Origin of the sequence: Brevundimonas sp. EYE_349 (assembly GCF_023147505.1) — a bacterium.
Lineage (GTDB): Bacteria > Pseudomonadota > Alphaproteobacteria > Caulobacterales > Caulobacteraceae > Brevundimonas.
In genome coordinates this window covers 89088-107495 of the sequence record NZ_JAHXPB010000006.1, presented here as the reverse complement: position 1 = coordinate 107495, position 18408 = coordinate 89088, and the positions used below count along the sequence as shown (strand labels likewise).

25 protein-coding genes are annotated in these 18408 nt (G+C 67.5%); 4 read left to right on the top strand and 21 right to left on the bottom strand.

Annotated elements, in window-relative coordinates:
• Positions 1 to 33: 33 nt before the first annotated feature.
• A complete protein-coding gene (locus tag KZX42_RS12140) occupies positions 34 to 609 on the top strand; it encodes a superoxide dismutase family protein (RefSeq protein WP_248119599.1) in 576 nt (191 codons plus the stop codon).
• 42 nt (positions 610 to 651) lie between these two features.
• Here KZX42_RS12140 and KZX42_RS12135 read toward each other — a convergent pair whose 3' ends face one another.
• Together KZX42_RS12135 and KZX42_RS12130 are read right to left on the bottom strand one after the other, a co-directional pair.
• Positions 652 to 1185: a DUF1003 domain-containing protein gene (locus tag KZX42_RS12135; protein ID WP_248119598.1), complete on the bottom strand. Its 534-nt coding sequence runs from the start codon at positions 1183 to 1185 to the stop codon at positions 652 to 654.
• Between the two features lie 29 nt (positions 1186 to 1214).
• Positions 1215 to 2153: a DMT family transporter gene (locus KZX42_RS12130; protein ID WP_248119597.1), complete on the bottom strand. Its 939-nt coding sequence runs from the start codon at positions 2151 to 2153 to the stop codon at positions 1215 to 1217.
• 96 nt (positions 2154 to 2249) lie between these two features.
• Here KZX42_RS12130 and KZX42_RS12125 point away from each other — a divergent pair, with 96 nt between their 5' ends.
• On the top strand, positions 2250 to 2528 hold the full coding sequence (locus KZX42_RS12125; protein WP_248119596.1) for a type II toxin-antitoxin system Phd/YefM family antitoxin: 279 nt from the start codon (positions 2250 to 2252) through the stop codon (positions 2526 to 2528).
• On the top strand, positions 2525 to 2905 hold the full coding sequence (locus tag KZX42_RS12120; RefSeq protein WP_248119595.1) for a PIN domain-containing protein: 381 nt from the start codon (positions 2525 to 2527) through the stop codon (positions 2903 to 2905). The genes KZX42_RS12125 and KZX42_RS12120 overlap by 4 nt, the downstream gene beginning before the upstream one ends.
• 4 nt (positions 2906 to 2909) lie before the next feature.
• On the opposite strand, the gene KZX42_RS12115 is transcribed toward KZX42_RS12120, so the two are convergent.
• The 19 genes from KZX42_RS12115 to KZX42_RS12025 form a co-directional block, all read right to left on the bottom strand.
• Positions 2910 to 3380 (bottom strand): DUF2269 domain-containing protein, encoded by a 471-nt coding sequence (locus KZX42_RS12115; RefSeq protein WP_248119594.1) that lies wholly within the window; start codon positions 3378 to 3380, stop codon positions 2910 to 2912.
• On the bottom strand, positions 3377 to 3562 hold the full coding sequence (locus KZX42_RS12110) for a DoxX-like family protein (RefSeq protein WP_248119824.1): 186 nt from the start codon (positions 3560 to 3562) through the stop codon (positions 3377 to 3379). Before KZX42_RS12110 ends, KZX42_RS12115 begins: the two co-directional genes overlap by 4 nt.
• Positions 3562 to 4677 (bottom strand): NAD(P)H-binding protein, encoded by a 1116-nt coding sequence (locus KZX42_RS12105; protein WP_248119593.1) that lies wholly within the window; start codon positions 4675 to 4677, stop codon positions 3562 to 3564. The genes KZX42_RS12110 and KZX42_RS12105 overlap by 1 nt, the downstream gene beginning before the upstream one ends.
• Positions 4674 to 5090 (bottom strand): DCC1-like thiol-disulfide oxidoreductase family protein, encoded by a 417-nt coding sequence (locus tag KZX42_RS12100; RefSeq protein ID WP_248119592.1) that lies wholly within the window; start codon positions 5088 to 5090, stop codon positions 4674 to 4676. The genes KZX42_RS12105 and KZX42_RS12100 overlap by 4 nt, the downstream gene beginning before the upstream one ends.
• 49 nt (positions 5091 to 5139) lie before the next feature.
• Positions 5140 to 5646 (bottom strand): single-stranded DNA-binding protein, encoded by a 507-nt coding sequence (gene ssb / locus KZX42_RS12095; RefSeq protein WP_248119591.1) that lies wholly within the window; start codon positions 5644 to 5646, stop codon positions 5140 to 5142.
• Between the two features lie 162 nt (positions 5647 to 5808).
• Positions 5809 to 6231: a hypothetical protein gene (locus KZX42_RS12090; RefSeq protein ID WP_248119590.1), complete on the bottom strand. Its 423-nt coding sequence runs from the start codon at positions 6229 to 6231 to the stop codon at positions 5809 to 5811.
• On the bottom strand, positions 6231 to 6902 hold the full coding sequence (locus KZX42_RS12085) for a hypothetical protein (RefSeq protein ID WP_248119589.1): 672 nt from the start codon (positions 6900 to 6902) through the stop codon (positions 6231 to 6233). The genes KZX42_RS12090 and KZX42_RS12085 overlap by 1 nt, the downstream gene beginning before the upstream one ends.
• Before the next feature lie 81 nt (positions 6903 to 6983).
• Positions 6984 to 9683 carry a transcriptional regulator gene (locus KZX42_RS12080; protein ID WP_248119588.1) on the bottom strand — a complete coding sequence of 900 codons (2700 nt, stop codon included), beginning with the start codon at positions 9681 to 9683 and terminating at the stop codon, positions 6984 to 6986.
• A 58-nt stretch (positions 9684 to 9741) separates the two neighbouring features.
• Entirely contained in the window at positions 9742 to 10596 is an 855-nt protein-coding gene (locus KZX42_RS12075; RefSeq protein ID WP_248119587.1) for a flagellin, read from the bottom strand.
• 135 nt (positions 10597 to 10731) lie between these two features.
• Complete coding sequence (locus tag KZX42_RS12070; RefSeq protein WP_248119586.1) at positions 10732 to 11004, bottom strand: flagellar protein FlaG; 273 nt, start codon at positions 11002 to 11004, stop codon at positions 10732 to 10734.
• A gap of 84 nt (positions 11005 to 11088) precedes the next feature.
• Positions 11089 to 11919 (bottom strand): flagellin, encoded by an 831-nt coding sequence (locus KZX42_RS12065; protein WP_248119585.1) that lies wholly within the window; start codon positions 11917 to 11919, stop codon positions 11089 to 11091.
• Positions 11920 to 12063: 144 nt separating this feature from the next.
• Positions 12064 to 12876, bottom strand: coding sequence for a flagellin (locus tag KZX42_RS12060; RefSeq protein WP_248119584.1), 813 nt, complete (start codon positions 12874 to 12876; stop codon positions 12064 to 12066).
• A gap of 280 nt (positions 12877 to 13156) precedes the next feature.
• Entirely contained in the window at positions 13157 to 13975 is an 819-nt protein-coding gene (locus KZX42_RS12055) for a flagellin (RefSeq protein ID WP_248119583.1), read from the bottom strand.
• A 289-nt stretch (positions 13976 to 14264) separates the two neighbouring features.
• Positions 14265 to 14504, bottom strand: a complete 240-nt coding sequence (locus KZX42_RS12050; RefSeq protein ID WP_248119582.1) for a hypothetical protein — start codon at positions 14502 to 14504, stop codon at positions 14265 to 14267.
• Complete coding sequence (locus tag KZX42_RS12045; protein ID WP_248119581.1) at positions 14501 to 14884, bottom strand: M15 family metallopeptidase; 384 nt, start codon at positions 14882 to 14884, stop codon at positions 14501 to 14503. Before KZX42_RS12045 ends, KZX42_RS12050 begins: the two co-directional genes overlap by 4 nt.
• Entirely contained in the window at positions 14881 to 15144 is a 264-nt protein-coding gene (locus tag KZX42_RS12040; protein ID WP_248119580.1) for a hypothetical protein, read from the bottom strand. The genes KZX42_RS12045 and KZX42_RS12040 overlap by 4 nt, the downstream gene beginning before the upstream one ends.
• Complete coding sequence (locus KZX42_RS12035; protein ID WP_248119579.1) at positions 15141 to 15296, bottom strand: hypothetical protein; 156 nt, start codon at positions 15294 to 15296, stop codon at positions 15141 to 15143. The genes KZX42_RS12040 and KZX42_RS12035 overlap by 4 nt, the downstream gene beginning before the upstream one ends.
• Positions 15293 to 16738: a DUF2793 domain-containing protein gene (locus KZX42_RS17250; RefSeq protein WP_282438931.1), complete on the bottom strand. Its 1446-nt coding sequence runs from the start codon at positions 16736 to 16738 to the stop codon at positions 15293 to 15295. The genes KZX42_RS12035 and KZX42_RS17250 overlap by 4 nt, the downstream gene beginning before the upstream one ends.
• Before the next feature lie 144 nt (positions 16739 to 16882).
• Positions 16883 to 17344 carry a DUF4112 domain-containing protein gene (locus tag KZX42_RS12025; protein WP_248119578.1) on the bottom strand — a complete coding sequence of 154 codons (462 nt, stop codon included), beginning with the start codon at positions 17342 to 17344 and terminating at the stop codon, positions 16883 to 16885.
• Positions 17345 to 17413: 69 nt separating this feature from the next.
• Between KZX42_RS12025 and KZX42_RS12020 the strand changes: the two genes are divergently transcribed.
• On the top strand, positions 17414 to 18364 hold the full coding sequence (locus KZX42_RS12020; RefSeq protein ID WP_248119577.1) for an endonuclease/exonuclease/phosphatase family protein: 951 nt from the start codon (positions 17414 to 17416) through the stop codon (positions 18362 to 18364).
• Positions 18365 to 18408: the final 44 nt, after the last annotated feature.

The following is an 18408-nucleotide window of genomic DNA, read 5'->3' as shown; positions in this document are numbered from 1 at the left end:
CCGTGAAAGCCCGTCTCTGAAAGGACATTTCATATGCGCGTCCAAACGCTCGCCGCCGCCCTGATGATCGCCTCGCCGCTGGCCCTGACCACCGCCTGCGCCGCCACCGGCAACGCCCCGCAGGCCGCCGCCGAACGCGCCCCCGTGGGCGCCACCGGCCAGGCGGTTCTCGTCAACGCCGCGGGCGCCAATATCGGCCGCGTCGATCTGCGTCAGGGGCCGACCGGCCTGTTGATCAAGATCGAGGCCTCGGGCCTGACGCCCGGTTGGCACGGCATCCACATCCATGCGACCGGCGAATGCGCCGCGCCCTTCACCTCGTCCGGCGCCCACATCAACCACGGCGAGCCCAAGGCGCCGCACGGCCTGCTGAACGCGGCCGGACCGGACGACGGCGACCTGCCCAACGTCTGGGCCGGGGCGGACGGCAAGGTGAACGCCGAACTGTTCACCACCCGCGCCCGCATCTCGTCCGAAGGCCCCGGCCAGTGGCTGTGGGACGCCGACGGCTCGGCCATCATCATCCACGCCAATCCCGACGACCATACAACCCAGCCCATCGGCGGGGCCGGCGACCGTGTGGCCTGCGCGGCGCTCAGCGCCAGTTGAGGTTTCCGAAAACCGGATCGAGAGCGCCCGCTGAATCCCGGTTCAGCGGGCGTTTCTCTCTTGCAGCAGCCGCTGGATCATGTCGGTCTGCTCCTGCTGACGAGCGGTCAGATGCTCGACCTTCTCCAGAAGGGCCATGATTTCGATCTCGGCCTTCAGATTGACCTGATAGTCATTGCCCGCGTCCAGGCGATCCTTGGCCGCCTGCCGGTTCTGGCTCATCATGATGACCGGCGCCTGCACCGCCGCCAGCATCGACAGCACCAGGTTCAGGAAGATGAAGGGATAGGGATCGAACGCCTCTTTGCGCAGCAGCAGATTGATCACCGTCCACAGGGCAAGAAACACCCCGAAGGCGATGATGAACGGCCAGGAGCCGCCAAAGGCCGCCACCCGATCCGCCAGACGCTCGCCGAAGGTCTGATGGTCGTCGAAGGTCTCGTTGATGTCTTCCGAGATCGGGCGGCGGTCGGCCGCGCTGGCGACCACGCTGGCCTCCGGGTCCTGCAGTTCTCGCGCCGCCTTGCCCAGCCAGCGGCGAGAGACGTGGTCGGCGTCGAGGGGGATGTGGTTCACGGACGGCTCCTGCATCGTTTCCGATCAGATCAAGCCTTGGCGGCCCCGGCGCGCAAGCCCCGTTCGGCCAGAGCGACCAGAACCACTCCGCCCATGGCGATAGCCGAGCCGGTCAGGATCTGCGGCGTCAGCACATCGCCCATCAGGCCCCAGCCGATCGCCATCGAAACCACCGGCGTCGCCAGCAGATAAGGCGTCACACGCCCCGCCTCACGCCTCTGCACCAGCCAGAACAACAGGGTCGTGGCCAGGACCGAAGACACCACCCCGGCCCAGAGCAGCGAGACCCAGACCATCGGCGGCGCCGTGCGGATCGCCTCGATCTGACCGTGTTCGAACACAAGAGAGCCGAAGGCCAGCACCGGAAGGGTCCCGGCCGCCAGCAGACCCTGCATCTTCAGCGGCGGGATCGACGTGGTCCGCCGCGCCACCACGGTCGCCAGGGCCCAGGCGGCGCCGGCGGCGATCCCCACCAGAATGGCGCGCCAGTCCTGCAACGCATGGGTGTCCAGCGTCATCCAGGCCACGCCGACAAAGGCGACGCCCATGCCGACCAGCGCCCCCCGGCTCAACCGTTCGCCCAGAATCGCGAAGGCGAACAGGGAGGTGAAGGGAATCCACAACTGGTTGGCCACGGTCACCGGGCTGATGTCGTGCGCCAGCCAATAGGCCGTATAGACCAGGCCATACTGGATCGGCCCGCCGACCAGCACGATGATCAACAGACTTTTCCAATCGGGAAACGGCGGCCGCACGAAGGCGAACAGACAGGCGCTGGCGATGCCGAACCGGATCGCCCCGACCAGCAGCGGGCTGAGATGCTCCGTCGCCAGCTTGGCCCCGGCGTTGTTCACCCCCCACACCACGATGATCGCCAGAATGGCCGCGATCTCCAGTCCGGTCAGGGCGTGGGGCTTCACAGGGAGGGGCGCGGGTGCGGGCGCGGTATCTGGGGCGGCGTCGGTCATGGGCGGTCTATGGCACGGCGCGGGCGGTTTCGTCGCTCACATGAGGTGTCGCGGCGTTGCATTGACATGTACAGCCTCAACGACCAACCTGTACATATGACCGAAGTCACCCTGACCGCCCTGCGCAAGGATCTCTTTCGACTGGTGGACAGCGTGCTGGCCACCGGCGAGCCGCTGGTCATCCGGCGCGGCGGTCGACGACTGACGCTGATCGCCGAGGCGCCCAAGCCCGCCCTGACGCCGGAGGAACGCTATGACGCCTATATGGCGCAAGGCGTGCGCGAGGGCGCCGACGACTGGGCAGACGACATCGACACGAACAAAAGCCACTGGACCTGGGACCCCGACACCAAGTTCGATCTGGGCGACAAATGATCCATTTGGACACCCAGGTCGTGGCCTGGCTCTATCTGCGCAAGACCAAGAACCTGAGCGATGTCGCCAAACGACTGCTACGCCGTTCCGGCGCTCCCGTGATTTCGCCGCTGGTTGTTGTCGAGCTTGAAATCCTCACCGAATTGGGTCGGATAAATCCGCCGTCCGTCCCGGACATGATCGCGGCGCTGGAAGACCAGATCGGCTTGGTCCAATCCGACGCCTCGATGTCGGCCGTCGCTCAGGCGGCCTGTCGGTTCGGTTGGACGCGCGATCCGTTCGACCGGCTGATCGTGGCCAACGCCATGGCCGATGGCGCGCGGCTGATCACGGCGGATCAGATGATCCTGCGCCATTTCGATCAGGCGGTCTGGTAGGCGATCAGAACTCGGGCTTTGCGACCATCAGCCAATAGATGCCCAGGACGCCCGCAAAGGCCGGCCAGCCCAGTCCGAACCACCAGCGGAAAAGCCGGTTATAGGCAGGCGGCAATGGCGCGCCCTGCCCCGCCGCCTGTTCGGCCAGTTTCATCATCCGGTACTGTATCCACACCACCGGCAGCCAGCAGACGCCCACGAAGACATAGAGGCCATAGGCCGCCAGCAGCCACGGGCTGGTCAAGGACCAGCCCTGCAGATGGATCAGCCCCAGCCCGCTGATCGGCTGAACCACCACGGCGCTGGCGGTGAAGACGAAATCGGCCAGGACCACGATCTTGCCGACATCCGCCACCGTCTTGGCGTCCCGGGTCGCATGGGCGCGCAGCATGAAGAAGGCGATCCCCGCCCCCGTCCCGAACAGCACCGCGCCCGACAGGATGTGGATGATCTTCAGCATGACATACAGGCTCATCGGCGGGCGTCCGTGGCGGCGACGAACAGGCACAGGGCCATCATCGGCAGGACCTTCAGCCATGGCCCCAGCGGGTCGATCCAATAGTGCGGCAGGCTGATCGTCCCGGCGATCAGATAGCCGACCGTGGCCAGGCACATGAAGATCGCCACCCGCGCCGTCCACGGCCGCACGAACAGCATCAGTCCCAACACCACGTCCAGCAACGCCCCCACCAGGCGACAGGACCAGCCAGACGGCCATAACCGCCCTCATGCAGTATGGCGACGGCGCCGTTCCACCCTGGCCCGAAACTGATCAGGCCGGTGATCAGCCAGAACAGGCCCAGCGTCAGGATGGCGACCGGCCGCACGAACCACAGCCGCGCGTGCCAGACATCCTGAACCGAAGCCGGGGTCTGGGCCAGAAAGTCCGTGAAGCCGCGCGGACGAACGCCCAGCGCCTGGGCCCAACCGCTGTCACGGCCGGCGACATCGTGATCCATCTGTTTGATGGCGGTCGTACGGATCGGCGACGACCATCCCAGACGCCCCAGCAGATCGCCGACGGCCAGGGCGGGCGCGGCCAGGGCGCGCGGCACGCGAACGACCGGCGCCGGCTTCAGACCCATCCAGCCGCGATAAAGCCGCACAGTCTCGACCATGGTCACGGCCTGCGGCCCCGGCATGTCAAACGATTGGCGCGCCGGCGCACCCGGCTTCACCGCCGCGACGACGGCGGCGCACACGTCGCCCAGCGGAATCGGGCGGAAGGTCTGGTCGCCGCCCACGACCGGGCTGAACGCCGGGAAGGCCGCCAGCGCCCGGATCAACCCCGTGCCGCCGAAGGCCGCGCGATCCACCACCAGCGATGGCCGCAGGATCAGCCAGTCCAAACCGCTGGCCTCGACCAGTCGTTCGGTTTCGGCCTTTGTGCGGGCATAGGGGGTGCCGGCCGCCTCGTCCGCGCCGACGGCGGAAATATGCACCAGCCGCCGCACGCCCGCCGCCTGACACGCCGCGATCAGGGCGCGCGGTCCATCGACGTGGGCGGCGAGGGTGCTGTCGCCGCCGCCATCCTGCAATACGCCGACGCAGTTCACCACCGCATCCACGCCGTCCAATATCTGCTTCCAGGCCTCGGCCGAGATCAGTCGTGAAAAGTCGGCGGACACCCAGTCAAAACCGGGCGCGCGGCGAGCCGGCTCGGCGATGCGGCGCGCGCCGGCCAGCACGGACCAGCCGGCCGAGGCCAGAGCCGCCCCGACGTGGGAGCCGATGAAACCGTTCGCGCCCAGCACCAGGACCCGTCCGCTCATCCCACCACCCTGTCGCTCAGATCCACACCTTGCGGCGGCATGGCGCACCATGTCGCGCCGGGAAGGCGGCGACGATGGCGTGCGATGAAATCATACAGGGTGTCGCGAACCCCGCGCGGGACGATCCGCCCCAGAACCGCCAGCCGATAGGGCCACGGCAGAAGGGCGGCGATGCCCAGCGCGCCGTCCGAACGCTGGTACGCCACGCCGTCCTGGATCAGCAGCATCGTATAGGGATCGTCGGGATCGACGCCATAGTGGACCAGCAGCGCCCGCCCCAACGTCGACTGGGTGGGCGCCAGACGGATGCTGCCCGCCAGGTCGTGCTTCAGTATCTTGCGCGCCGAGCCCGAGCACAGGGCGCAATCGCCGTCGAACAGCACCAGCGGCCGGTCGTCCGGGAAGGCCGGCACGGCGGGATCCTCACGATAGCTGTAAGCCCCCCGCCCCACCGGTCAGACCTTAGAAGGGAATGTCGTCGTTCAGGTCGTAGCTTTCCTTGGGACCGCTGGGCTTGTTGGCCCCGCCGGTCGAGAAGCCGGACGAATAGTCGTCGTCGCCGCGCCCCCCGTAGTTTCCGCCGCCGCCGTAACCGCCGCCCGACGACCCGCCTTCCGAACGACCGCCCAGCATGGTCAGTTCACCCTTGAAACGGCTGACCACGATCTCGGTCGAATACTTCTCGACACCCTGCTGATCGGTCCATTTGCGGGTCTGGAGCGCGCCCTCGATATAGACGGTCGAGCCCTTCTTCACATAGTTTTCGACCACCTTGACGATGTTGTCGTTGAAGATGACGACCCGGTGCCACTCGGTCTTTTCCTTGCGCTCGCCCGAGGACTTGTCGCGCCAGGTTTCCGAAGTCGCGATCGACAGATTGGCGATCCGGTCGCCGTTGGGCATGGAGCGGATTTCCGGGTCGCGACCCAGATTGCCGACCAGAATGACCTTGTTGACGCTGCCCGCCATGAAAACTTCCTTTTCTCGAAGGGCGGCGCATCTCTGGCCCGCCCTATAATTCAGCCCGATGTCTTAGGGCCGATGCGGATCACCGCCAGCCGCATTCGACATCCGACCCGCCAAACCGGTGGATTAACGAAATGTTCCACCTTTGTTCACGGCACGCAACTTTTACTTCGCGGCAGGCTCCGACGCCACGGCGACCGGACGGCCGGTCTCGTCACGCTGAATGGCGCCGGGTATGGCCAGCCGCCCGTCGCCGGTGCGCGCCATCGAGAAGAAGCGGCTGCCGGTCAGGCTCTTGCCAATCTTGACGCCCTCTCGGTCGATGAAGATGAACCGCCCCTGATAGGCGCCCGCGATCTCCTGGTTCGACCCGCCCATGCGCAGGAAACGCAGACGCATCTCCTCAAGGCGGGCGGCGCATTGCTCCAGTTGCGGCTGGTCGTCGGCGATCTTCTGCAGCCGCGGCGGGGCATTGTCCGGCGTCGCGACGAAATAGCAGGCGCCTTCCGCAAACTCATATTTGGGCTGGTTGGAGCAGGCGCCCAGGACAGCGACCCCGGCGACGGCGGCGAGAACGGCGAGGCGCATCAGTTCATTCCCGGAAATTGGCAGTTGCGATCCTGCTCGGCCAGGGTGCGGAAACGCGCGTTGTCGTTCGACTGTTCCACCCGACGCGGCACCAGACGCAGGGTGGTGTCGCCCCAGCGCCCGTATTGAGCATCGCCCGGCCCGACGCAGGTTCCGGCATACAGCGCCTGGACGCAGGCGTTCAGGCTCATGGATCCCGACAGGGTGCGCCAGTCGGATCCGGTGTGACGCAGGCACGGGCTGCCCGAAGCGGCAGGCGTCGGGCGCGGCGCGGGGGTCTGTTCCACACTGGCGGCCGGCGGGGTCTCGGTCATCTGCACGGCGGGCAGTTGCGGCGGCGGGGCGAAGGCGGCGGTCGGCGCGGCGGCCAGGGCGCCGGTCGAATCCAGCCCGACGTCGAGCGCATCCGTCGCCAGGCCGTTGCGGCGCGCGCAGTCCGCCAACGTCGCCATGCCCACGAACTGACCATCGACGAAGCAGCGCAGTTCGCGTGTCGGCTCCAGGCTGGGCGCCTCGGCCAGATTGACCACCAGCCCGCCCTTGGACGCCGGCGGCGCCTCGGTCGGCTTGTCGCCGCCGCCGGTGAAGATCAGGGCCAGCACGACGGCGGCGACGATCACCACGCCGGCGCCGACCGCCAGGATGACGCGGTTGTCTTTCGGAAGGGCCATGAACGGGCTTTCGCTGAAGGGAAGGCCAATAAGGCCAAGCGGGAGCCGGGCGTCAACCGCCTTGGGCGCGCTTGCGCGGCGTCACGCCGTCAGACGGTTCAGGGCGGCCTGGAAGTTGGCGGCCTGGGTCTGCTGATAGGCGGTGGAGGAGCCGCCGCCCGCCTGGGTGTTGGTGGTCGGCGCCGTCTGCGGTCCCAGGGACCGATAGGCCGATCGCACCGCCGTCATGGCCTGGGCCAGGGCTTCGATCGCGGCCTTGATGCTGGCCGGATCGTTCAGGTTCAGAGTGTTGGGCAGGTTCAGCCCATAGGTCTTGGCCGACTTGTCGCCCGTCTTGCCGACGAAGCCGGGCGACAGCCCCAGCGCCGCCAAGGCGTCCTTGCCCACCGCCCCGGCCGAGATGACGGCGCCTTGCTTGTTGTCGGCGGCCACGATCTGGAGCCGCTGAACCGGCGGCGCGACGCGCGAATCGGTGATGACGGTGGCCTTCAGCTGGCGGTTGGAGGCCGTCATGATCTTCTTGGCCAGGGTGTCCAGCGTGTCCTTGGCCTCGATCGTCACGGCGAAGGCGCGTCCCCCGCCGGCCGGAGAGATGCTGAACTGATCGCCGACGCGCGCCGAGGTGGCCACGGTCAGCAGTCTGGAGTCCGCCTGCATGATCTCGCCCTGCGGCAGGCCCAGCCGGTCCAGAACGCTGGCTCCGTCAGAAACGATGCTGAGGCTGGTCGGCGTGACCTGGTCCCCCTCCCCGCGCCAGGTCTGATTGTATTCGACCGCGCCGGTGGCCAGGTCCAGCCGGGCCAGATAGGCTCTGGTCGGATCGGTCTTTGCGGCACCCGCGTCACGGTTCGTGCCGGTGATCCAGACCTTGCCGTCCTTGATCTCGACGTCGGCGGCGGTGTCATTGCCAGACCCGCCGAAATAGGTCAGCCGGTCGCTGGCGGCGGATTGCAGATCCGTCGACAGCGTGGCCACGAAGACGTCTGTCCCGCCCGCGTGGGCGTTTGTCACCGTACCGATGTCCAGGGCGGGATTGTCCGTCTGTCCCGTCAGCACGACCTGGCCGTTCTCGACCGAAATCCCGGCGATAGCGCCGCTGGCCAGCCCCAGGTCGCGCGTCGCCGCCAGGGTCGGCACGCCGGCCCCATCCAGGGTGAAGCGGCGCACGACGGCGCGTCCGTCCTCGACCCCTGCAGTGTAGATGTCGGCCCCCGACACCGTCATGGCCTGAACGGAATCGTCGCCATCGGTGCCGAACTGAAGCGTCGATATGTTCACCCCGACATCCGGGCCGTTGATCTTGACCGGCTTTTCCTGGAACGTCTGAAGATAGGAATCCCAGCCGCCAAGGGCCGCCTGGCCCGGCATGGCGGACTTGGAGCGCCCGGCGACATAGACCATGCCGTCCGCGCCGAAACCGACCTCTGTCGCCTCGTCCGCAGCCTTGGCGCCGCGCCGCTGGGTCCACAACTCCCTGCCGTCGTCGTCGAAGACCGTGACGAAACTGTCGGCGGTGTTGGCGACATCGCCGCTCTTGCCCGGCTCCAGCGCCCCGGTGACGGACCCCGCCACCGCGACCCGGCCATCGGCGTCCACCGCGATGGAGAAGCCGTTCGCGATGGACGCGGCGCCCAGCAGCTTGGTTTGGAGCAGGTTTCCGCCGGAATCGTATTTCAGAAGGGCCACGTCGCGGGCGCCCTTGATCGGCTGGTTGGCGGCGCCCTGGGTCAGGTCGGCGACCACCCAGATCGAACCGTCGGGCGCTGGCGCGCTGGCGCGGACGGCCGCGACCCCGGCGGGCAGATCGGTCTGTCCCGCCCGCCCCTCGACCCAGAAGGGATCGTCGACGCCCTGCTGGGCGCCAGGCGCCGCGCCGCCGTCCGCCTGGAACTTCAGCAGCTGCGCCGCGCCCTTGGCGCCGGAGCCTTGGGTCACATAGACCGCATCAGACGTATCGACGGCCTGGAAGCCGACGGTTTCGCCCACGGCGCCGCGCACGCGCAGCGCCCACTGGTCCGGCCCAGCCGGCAGGGTGATGGTCCTGGAGCCGCTCTTGATGACCTTGGGCTGGCTCTCGATCATCTGACGCTCGACGCGGGTGTCGACCCCGGCGGCCTCCAGCGCGCCGTTGATATGGGCGATCACATTGTCCATCGTCCGGGGCGTGGCGCCCATGTCGGACAGGTCGATCCCGATCGACTGCGTCCCGGCGTTGGTGCGGATGGTGACAGCGAACTTCACGTTGCCCTGAAACGCCTTGACGCTGTCGCTCAGCGCGCCGTCGTGAATCGGGGTCGTGGTGAAGGTGGTCTGGGCCTTTTCCAGCGCAAAACCGGTTTTGACCGTGGACTTGGACACGCCCTGCACCATCCGCACGTCTTCGAAACCGGCGGACTTCAAATAGTTGGACATCTCGACCATGCCCGCCTCGAACCGCTTGCCGACCTGGGCGGCTTCGGCGCTGCTCAAGCCCTTGGCGTTGGCGCGGTCGGCCAAGGCGCTGAGGGCGTTAAGCCCCTGATAAAGAGCGAACAACTTGCGATAGTCGGCCGAGCCGCCGGCCATGTCGAGATCGACGGCGGCCTCGTTGATCAGTCGCCGCCCGGCCAGCGCGGCGCGCACCATGTCGCTGGCCTTGGGCGCCGCTGCGGCGGCGGTGGAGGCCCACGGCGCCGTCGGCTGGGTCTTCTTGGCCTTTACAGGCGCGGCCATGCCGATAGGCGACGACGACGCCCCCGTCGACGTCCCGAACAGACCCAGCAGATAGCTGTTGTTGATCATTCAGGCGGCTCCGCGTCGATCATGCCGCCCGTCCCGATAACGAACCCTTAAATCCCGATCAGCCCTTGAACAGCGACAGGATGATCTGCGGCGACTGGTTGGCGATGGACAGGGCCTGGACGCCCAGTTGCTGCTGCACCTGCAGGGCGGTCAGGCGGGCGCTTTCCTTGGCCATGTCCGCATCCACCAGATTGCCGATCCCCGCCTCAAGCGCGTCGGACAATTTGCCGACATAGGTGGTGTGACGTTCGATCTGCTTGGACTGGGCGCCCAGTTCGGCCAGGCGCGCCGTGCTGGTGGAGATGGCGGCGTTGATCCGCGACAGGGCGTTGTCGGCATTAGCCTTGCTCAGCAGATCGGGCGCCGTCGTGGCGGGCGTCGCCGCTGCGTTGGCGGCCAGACCCAGACCCGTCAGGGTGAGGTTTTGGCGGTTCAGCGTGATGGTTTCCGCACCATCGGCGCTGGCCAGGAAGTTGATGCCGGCGGTCGCCGACCCGTCCAGAATGTTGGATCCGTCGAAGATCGCATTTTCCGCGAAAGACTGAACAGACTTCAACAGCGCCTGGAACTCGTCGTTGTAGGAGGTCCGCATCGCCAGGGTGGCGCTTTCGTCGGAGGCGGCGGTCGCCTTGCTCTTCAACTCGACCAGAAGGTCCGAAATCTGCTCGCCGGCCGCCAGCGACACATCGGCGATCGAGGTCGCGCGTTTCAGGCTGGTCGCGACGGCTTCCAGCGATCCGCGATCCGCGCGCTGGCCTTGAGCGACGGCCCAGACGGCCGCGTTGTCACGCGCGCCCTGAACCTTCAGCCCCGTGTTCACCCGGCTCTGCGTCGAGGCCAACTGATCGTTGGTTCGATTCAGGTTCTGCAGGGCGATCATCGCCGAGGTGTTGGTGTGGATGCTGGTGGTCATGGCTTCAAGCCCCGGACGTTCTGTGGCGTCCAGTGTTAACCATGAGTCGTGATCGGAGTGTTAACGGGCCGGAAACCATGATTGCGCCGTCCGGCAGGCCGGCGGCGTTCAAATCTTCAGAACCGTTTCCTGTCGTCAGACCGAGGTGTCGACCACCCTGCCGCCGCGATAGGTCGGATCGACGGCCAGCTTCTCCACGTCCTCGCGCGGCAACTGACGGATCACCTCGCCCGTCACCCGGTCCAGAACCTTGTAGACGTAGCGGTTGTTGCCGATCGCCTCGATCGTCAGGCGATACTGGCCGACGTCGCTGTTGTCGTTTCGGGCGTGGTGATGCGCGACCGAGCCGGACGCAGGCGTTGAGGCGGTCTGGGGTACGCTTGTTACTCTCGCGACATGGTTTGTCATGGCTCCCCGCGTGAATGGGTCCACGCGCCTCTAGGGGGTGACGGACGCTCGGCCGGGGCGACGGGGCCGCCCCGGCCGGTCGCCTTAGCGGAACAGGCCCAGCAGGATCGAGCTGGACGAGTTGGCGATCGACAGCGCCTGCACGCCAAGCTGTTGCTTGGTCTGCAAGGCCGTCAGCTTGGCGCTTTCCTTGGCCAGATCGGCGTCCACCAGATTGCCGACGCCGGATTCCAGCGCGTCCTGAAGCTTGCCGACGAAGTTGATCGTGCGACCGACAGACTTCGACTGAGTGCCCAGGGTCGCCATGTCGGTGGTCATAGCCTTGATGGCTGCGTCAACCTTGGTGGCGAAGGCGGCTGTGGTCGCGGCGTCCGTCGGAGCGGCGGCGGTCGCCGTGATGTCGGTGATCGCCGTGGCGGCCGCCTTGTCCGTCGTTCCGAAGCCGATCTGGTAGGTGTTGCCCGTCGACGCCGTCGAGGTCGTGACATTGGTCGCCGTGGTGGTGTTCCACAGGTTCACGCCGTCGAAGCTGGCGCCTTTCAGAGCCGAATCGACCTCCTTGCCCAGCGCGTTCCAGTCGGCCAGATAGGCCGCCTGGGCGTCGCCCGACGAAGACGCGATATTGACCGCCAGGGCCTTCATCTCTTGCAGGGCGGACACGGCTGTATCGCCCGCGGCCAGGGCGACGTCGATGACCGACTGGCCCCGTTGCAGCGAGTTCTTGACCGCATCCTGCGCGCCCATGTTGGCCCGCTGGCTCGTGGCGATGGCGAAGATGGCGCCATTGTCCTTGGCCGAAGACACCTTCTGACCGGTGTTGATCCGGTTTTGGGTCGTCTGCAGCTGAGCGTTGGTGTTGTTGAGGTTCTGCAAGGCGATTGCAGCGCCGTAGTTGGTATTGATGCTGTTAGCCATTTTGGCTGTCCTTCTTCACTTCGTGATGGCCGTCGCCTTTTTGGCGACGGGAGCGTTTTGCTCGGGGTAGTCGGCGGCCGGCCGAAGCCGGCCCCCGGTGATGAAGCCTTGGCGCGCCGTCGAAACGGATCACGCCTCCGGGCCTCAGCGGAATAGGCTCAGCAGGCTCTGGCTCGAGGAGTTGGCGATCGACAACGCCTGAACGCCGAGTTGCTGCTTGGTCTGCAGCGCCGTCAGCTTGGCGCTTTCCTTGGCCAGGTCGGCGTCCACCAGATTGCCGATGCCGGCCTCAGTCGCGTCCTGCAGCTTGCCGATGAAGGTCAGCTGACGGCCGACCGACTTGGACTGGGTGCCCAGGGTGGCCAGGCTGGTCGTCACGGTCTTGATCGCGGCGTCCACATTCGTGACGGTCGCATTGGCGGCCGTGATCGCGCCCGTGTTGACGGCTGTCAGGGTGGCGTCGGCCGACGGCGCGGCGGCGAAGCCGATCCCATAGGTGCCGCCCGACGTATTGGTCGTCAGGTTGGTGACGGCGGCCGTGGTCCACAGATTGGCGCCGTCGAAGCTGGCCCCCGAAAGCGCAGACGCGACTTCCTTGCCCAGGGCGTTGTAGTCGGCCAGATAGGCCTTCTGCGCGTCCGAGTCGGCTGCCGACGACTGGATGTTGACCGCCAGGGCCTTCATCTCCTGCAGGGCCGAGGTCGCGGTGTCGCCCGCCGCCAAGGCCACATCGACGATCGACTGACCGCGTTGCAGCGAGTTCTTGACCGCATCCATGGCGCCCATGTTGGCGCGCTGGGTCGTCGCGATGGCGAAGATCGCGCCATTGTCCTTGGCCGAGGAGACCTTCTGACCGGTGCTGATCCGGTTTTGGGTCGTCGACAGGGCGGCGTTGGTGGCGTTGAGATTCTGCAGCGCGATGGCCGCGCCGTAGTTGGTATTGATGCTGTTAGCCATTTTGGCTGTCCTTTTTCACTTCAAGTGATTTCCGGCGTCATTTTGACGCCAGGAGCTTTTTGCTCGGTGGGTAAGAAGCAATTGCCGGGCCAGGCCGGCCTAGCGGAAAATCGCATAAGTCACTGTTGTTACATGTTAACCTATGATTTACCGTCCTTCCTTCTCGGCAGAACTTGCCGAGTCGACCGCTGCACCCGGCAAGATTTGCCTAGGCACAGGCGCGCTTTAGGGGGCGGGCGCGCGACTGGCCCGCGCCCAACCGTCAGGCCGAACCGCCGCCTTAGTTGCGGAACAGGCTCAGCAGGCTCTGGCTGGAGGAGTTGGCGATCGACAACGCCTGGACGCCCAGTTGCTGCTTGGTCTGCAGCGCCGTCAGCTTGGCGCTTTCCTTGGCCAGGTCGGCGTCCACCAGATTGCCGATGCCGGCCTCGGTCGCGTCCTGCAGCTTGCCGATGAAGGTCAGCTGACGGCCGACCGACTTGGACTGGGTGCCCAGGGTGGCCAGATTGGTGGTGACTTCCTTGATCGCCGCATCGACGATGGTGGTCGTGGCGCCGGCCCGATCAACTGCGCCGCCCGAGACAGCCGTGATCGGGGCCGCCGCAGCCTTGTCCACCGCACCGAAGCCGATCTGATAGGTTCCGCCGCTGACGCTGGTGGTCAAGTTCGTCGCCGTGGTCGTGTTCCACAGGTTCACGCCGTCGAAGCTGGCGCCCTTCAGCGCCTTGTCGATCTCGCCGCCTAGAGCGTTGAAATCCTTCAGATAGGCGGCTTCGGCGTCGGAGCCGGCGACCGACGACTGGATGTTGACCGCCAGGGCCTTCATCTCTTCGAGCGCAGCGGTGACGGTGTCGCCGGCGGCCAAGGCGACGTCGACGATGGATTGGCCGCGTTGCAGCGAATTCTTGACCGCATCCATGGCGCCCATATTGGCGCGCTGGGTCGTCGCGATGGCGTAGATCGCGCCGTTATCTTTGGCGGTGGCGACTTTCAGGCCCGTGTTGACACGGTTCTGCGTGCGATCCAGCTGAGCGTTGGTCGCATTGAGGTTCTGCAGCGCGATGGCGGCGCCGTAGTTCGTATTGATGCTGTTAGCCATTTTGGCTTTTCCTGTTCACTTCGTGTGATGTCCGACGCCATTTTAGCGTCAGGAGCGTTTTGCTCGGTCACATCAGGAGCAAGGGCGGGGCCAGCTTCCAGACCGTGTTCTGACCTGACGCCGCCCTGATTTCATTGAACTTATTTGAGAGAGCGGCGAGACGACCCGGCAAGTCCGGCCATCGGGCGGCAGAAGTTGCCGAGTCGTTTCTGCAGGGCTTTCATCGCCGCGCGCCCTGCCCGGTCCGTTGCGCCGCCTGCATGGCCCATTAGACCAGCAGCGTTTCGCTCTAGGCGTCGCGCGCCGTCGGCTCAGCCGGCAGGACGGCCAGGGCGCGCGGTCGCGTCGCCGCCTCGGCCGAGGCTGAGGGGGCCCGATATTGCGCGGTCGCCAAACGCTTCTGACGAACGTCCAGAGGGTCCCAGCGAAGGCCCGAGCCGCCCAGCAGGACGACGAGGCAGGCCACGGCTGCGGCGCCCGCCGCCAGCCAGCCCAGGGGCATCAGAGCGCGCAACAAGGACGGACTCATGGAAACGCCTTTCGGTCCAGTTCGAAGTGCGGCCCGTCGCGCAGCGTCTTCCAGTCGCCGCCCCAGATCAGCGGCGTCTCATGCTCATGCGCCGCCGTCTTGAACGCCTCGGCGATCCGGCCATACAGCGGCCAATCCCAACGCACCTGCCCCTCGACCAGGGCGGCGACGTCGACGGCATGGCCGGTCAGGTGCCGCGACCGCTGGGTCCGGCTGGCCCCGGCCTTGACCAGGAGCGCCTGACGCTCGGGCGTGCGCAGCCCTTCGGTGATCATGAAGTCCACCGATGAGCGGACGATGGCCGCCTCGACCACGGCGACCAAGGCCGGATGTACGCCCTGCAGCCGCGCACGCGAGCGGACGGACAGACGAAAGCTCATGGCCGTCCTCCCGGCATCCCTAGCCGCGCATTGGCCGACAGGGCGATCAGCTGCTGGGCCGTCGGCGCCACCAGGTAGAGGACCAGGATCAGCGCCAGCAGCCCCATCAAACCGTCCGCCGTGCGCGGCAGCATCTGCGGCGGCATCCGCCCCACCACCTGCATCAGCAGAACCCACAGCCCCGCGCTGACCGCAAAGGCGTAGAGGCGCCGAAACAACCAGCGTCCCTCGGCCAGAGGTTTCTGAACTCGCCCGCTCATCGTCCGTCCTCCTCGTCATAGGGGGCCGGATCGCAGCGGCCGTCCCAGCCCGACTGCGCCCGCCATTCCGTATCGCTGAGACTGTCGGGCGCTTCCCACGCCTCGTCCTCCAGCACCTCGACCGGCTCGGCCGGATGTCTACGCCGGCTCATCCGACCACCGTCAGCCGAACCGCGCCGCCCGCGCCCGCGCCTCCCACGCCGCCCGCCGTCAGACCCGCGCCGCCTCCACCGCCCCCGGCCCCGAACCCGCCGCCGGGGCCGCCCGGCGACCCTGCGCCGCTGGCCGAGGCGTTTCCGCCCCCGCCGCCTCCGCCGACCAACGACAGCGTCGGATCGGACGCCGCGCCCGCCGCACCCGCAGCCCCGCCCGGTGCGCGCGCCGTCGACCAGCCGCCGGACCCGCCGACGCCGCCCGCTCGTGTGATATCGGCCGCGCTCAATCCGCCGCCGCCCGCGCCGCCGCCCGGACCGTCGGGGCACAGGCTCTCGCCCCCCGCGCCGCCAGACGCCGTGATCGAGGACGCCCCGCCCCCGTTCGCCGGGCGCAGACCCAGGCCGCCGGAACCGCCGGCCGCTCCCCCGACCGCGCCGGTCGATCCCGCCGACCCGCCCGAGGCGCGCAGCAGGACGACGCCATTGATCGCGACCCGGCTTTCGCCGCCCGCCCCGGTCTGCCCGCCCGCGCCGACCGTGATCGACAGGGCGCCGTCCAGATCCTCGACCGCCCAGCGAGCCCGGCTCAGACCGCCTGCGCCCCCGCCGCCCCCGCCGAAACGGGCGGTTCCCGCGGGTCCGGCCAGACCGGCGCCGCCCGCACCGCCGCCGCCGACGCAGACCGCCTCGATCCAGCGCGCCCAGGCCGGGGGCGAATAGTCTCGGTCGGCGCTCACTAGGATCGTCTCGCGCCGCACCGCGCCCTGATCGAAGGCGGCGCGGCCGGTGGCGCGATCGACACGGAAGACAGAGCGCCAGACGCCCGCCTCGTCGCAGGTCTTCAGCGCCAGATCGTCGTCGCCAATCAGGCCCAGTTCGGCGCGGGCGGCGTATCCGCTCTGGAACAGCAGCGACAGCACATCGCCGGCCGCCTGTTTGTTGAACGTCAGCCGCAAATCGCCGTCACCGCCCTCTTCGACCGTCCGTGCGGTGAACAAGGCGGCGTTCAGCTTGGCCGCCAAAGGATTGGCCGCATCCGCCGTGGTCCCCAGCCCCAGCCGGGTCAGCCCCTGCGCCTCGCGCAGCCAACACCCCAACGGCGTCCAGCCCGCATGGTCCCGCACCACCACCACCGCTTCGTCCCGCACCACGGCGATCAAGCCGGGGGGCGTCGGCACTGCGGTCCAGCCGCCTGCCTCGAACCGCATCAGGCTGCCCTCGCCTCGCCCCGCCCACGCCGCGCCCTGGGCGTCGGCCGGCAGGATGTAGAGGTCGCCATCCGCCGGATCGCCCGGCTGGGTCGCCGTCGTCCGGCTGACCGCCGCCGTCTGCAACAGGGCGTCCAGCCGCGTCAGGGCCGTGTTCAGGGTCACATGTTTCTGCATCTGCCCCGCCGCCAGATAAGGCAGGGCCAGACGCGCGCTGAAGTCGTCGCTCATCGAAATCTCCGTTGTCGTCGGAGATCAGTCTGCTTGCGTTGCGTCCTCAGGCCGGAAGATGGTCGCTGGCGCCCGCCAAGTTACTGTTTTCACGCGATTTCATTCCGGCAGATAGGATGGAGCGCGCCCCCCAGCCATCCTATTTCAGTCGTGCAGATAGACGATCCGCTTCAAGCCTTTTTCGCGCTGCACCTTGGCCTCATGAAGATCGTGGTCGCCGCTGGCGCGGGCGTTGGCCTCGCTATCCTCGACCCAGTGGGTGCTTTCGATATGTTTCTGCAGCGCCCGCGCCGCCATCAGTTGGCCCGGAAAGAAGGTGTCCACCAGATCACCGGCCAGCGGCACCGTTCCTGTCGCCGCGTCGAAGGCCATATAGGCGCCCATCCGCGCCAGGGTCGCGGGCGTCGCCTTGGCCCGCACCGCCTGCAGCATCAGCCAGCCGCCGGTGCCCACCGTATAGGCCGTGCCCACCACCGGCACCCAGGTCAGCAACGCATCCAGACCCATGCCGAACGGCCCGATGCCGATGACCCGGTCCGACAGCTTCTTGACGCCCTCGACATTGGACCAGATGTTTTCGATATCGCGGATTGACCGTGCGGCCATATCGCCCTCCAAGCGTCGCCCTAACGCGGGACGACGCGCCCTTTTTCAATCCGAAAGGTCGGTGCGCCGATGACCCTGTTCAAGCTGACGGCCAACGCACTGGCCGGCGTCGCCCTGGCGGGTCTGGCGGTGTTCGGGATCGCGGCCCTGAGCGGCGTCGGCCATCGGTGGGTCGACATCCTGGCCCAGTTCACCGCTCCGGCTCTGTTGGCGGCCATGGCGGCGACCGCCGTCTGTCTGTTGCTGCGGCTATGGCCCGCCGCCGGCGTGGGTGCGGCGGCCTGTCTGGTGCTGGCGATTGCGGTCTGGCCTCAGTGGACGCCGACGCGCGGGACGGCCGCGACGGACACGCCTATCGTGCGGCTGTATTCGGCCAACCTGTGGGTTTTCAACACCAACGTCGAGGCCATGCGCCGCTCCATCGTCGCGGCCGACGCCGACATCCTGGTGCTGGTCGAGGTGGGCGACGCCCCGGCGGCCCAACTGGACACGCTTTTGGCCGGCTATCCCCACCGCACCGCCATCAGGCGGATGCGGGGGCCTGGCGACCATGCCCAGTCCATCGTCGCCTCGCGCTATCCGATCGTCCAGCGCCTGCCCGACCGGCCGGACGGCCTCAGCGCGGCCGGCGCCGTCGTGGAGACGCCCATCGGGCCGATCAACGTCTTCGCCGTGCATCTGACCCGGCCCTGGCCCTATCAGTATCAGTGGGGCCAGATCACCCAGGTCATGGCCCTGACCCAACGGCGGCTGGCCGCGCCCGCCAATCCCGTCATCGCCGCCGGCGACTTCAACAGCGTCTCGACCGCGCGGATCGGCAAACAGATTCAGGCCGACATGAACCTGATCCCCGCGCCCGGCTGGCCCGGCACCTGGCCCAGCCAAGCCCCTGCCTTCGCCGGCATCACCATCGACCAGGTCTATCGGTCGCCTGACCTAGCCCTGATCACGCGCCGCCTGGGCCTGCCCACCGGCTCGGACCACCGGCCGGTCGTCACCGAGTTCACCCGCGCCGGCTAGAGCGTTCGGCGGTTGTTTGGGACTTGAAAGCATAAGGGTTCGCC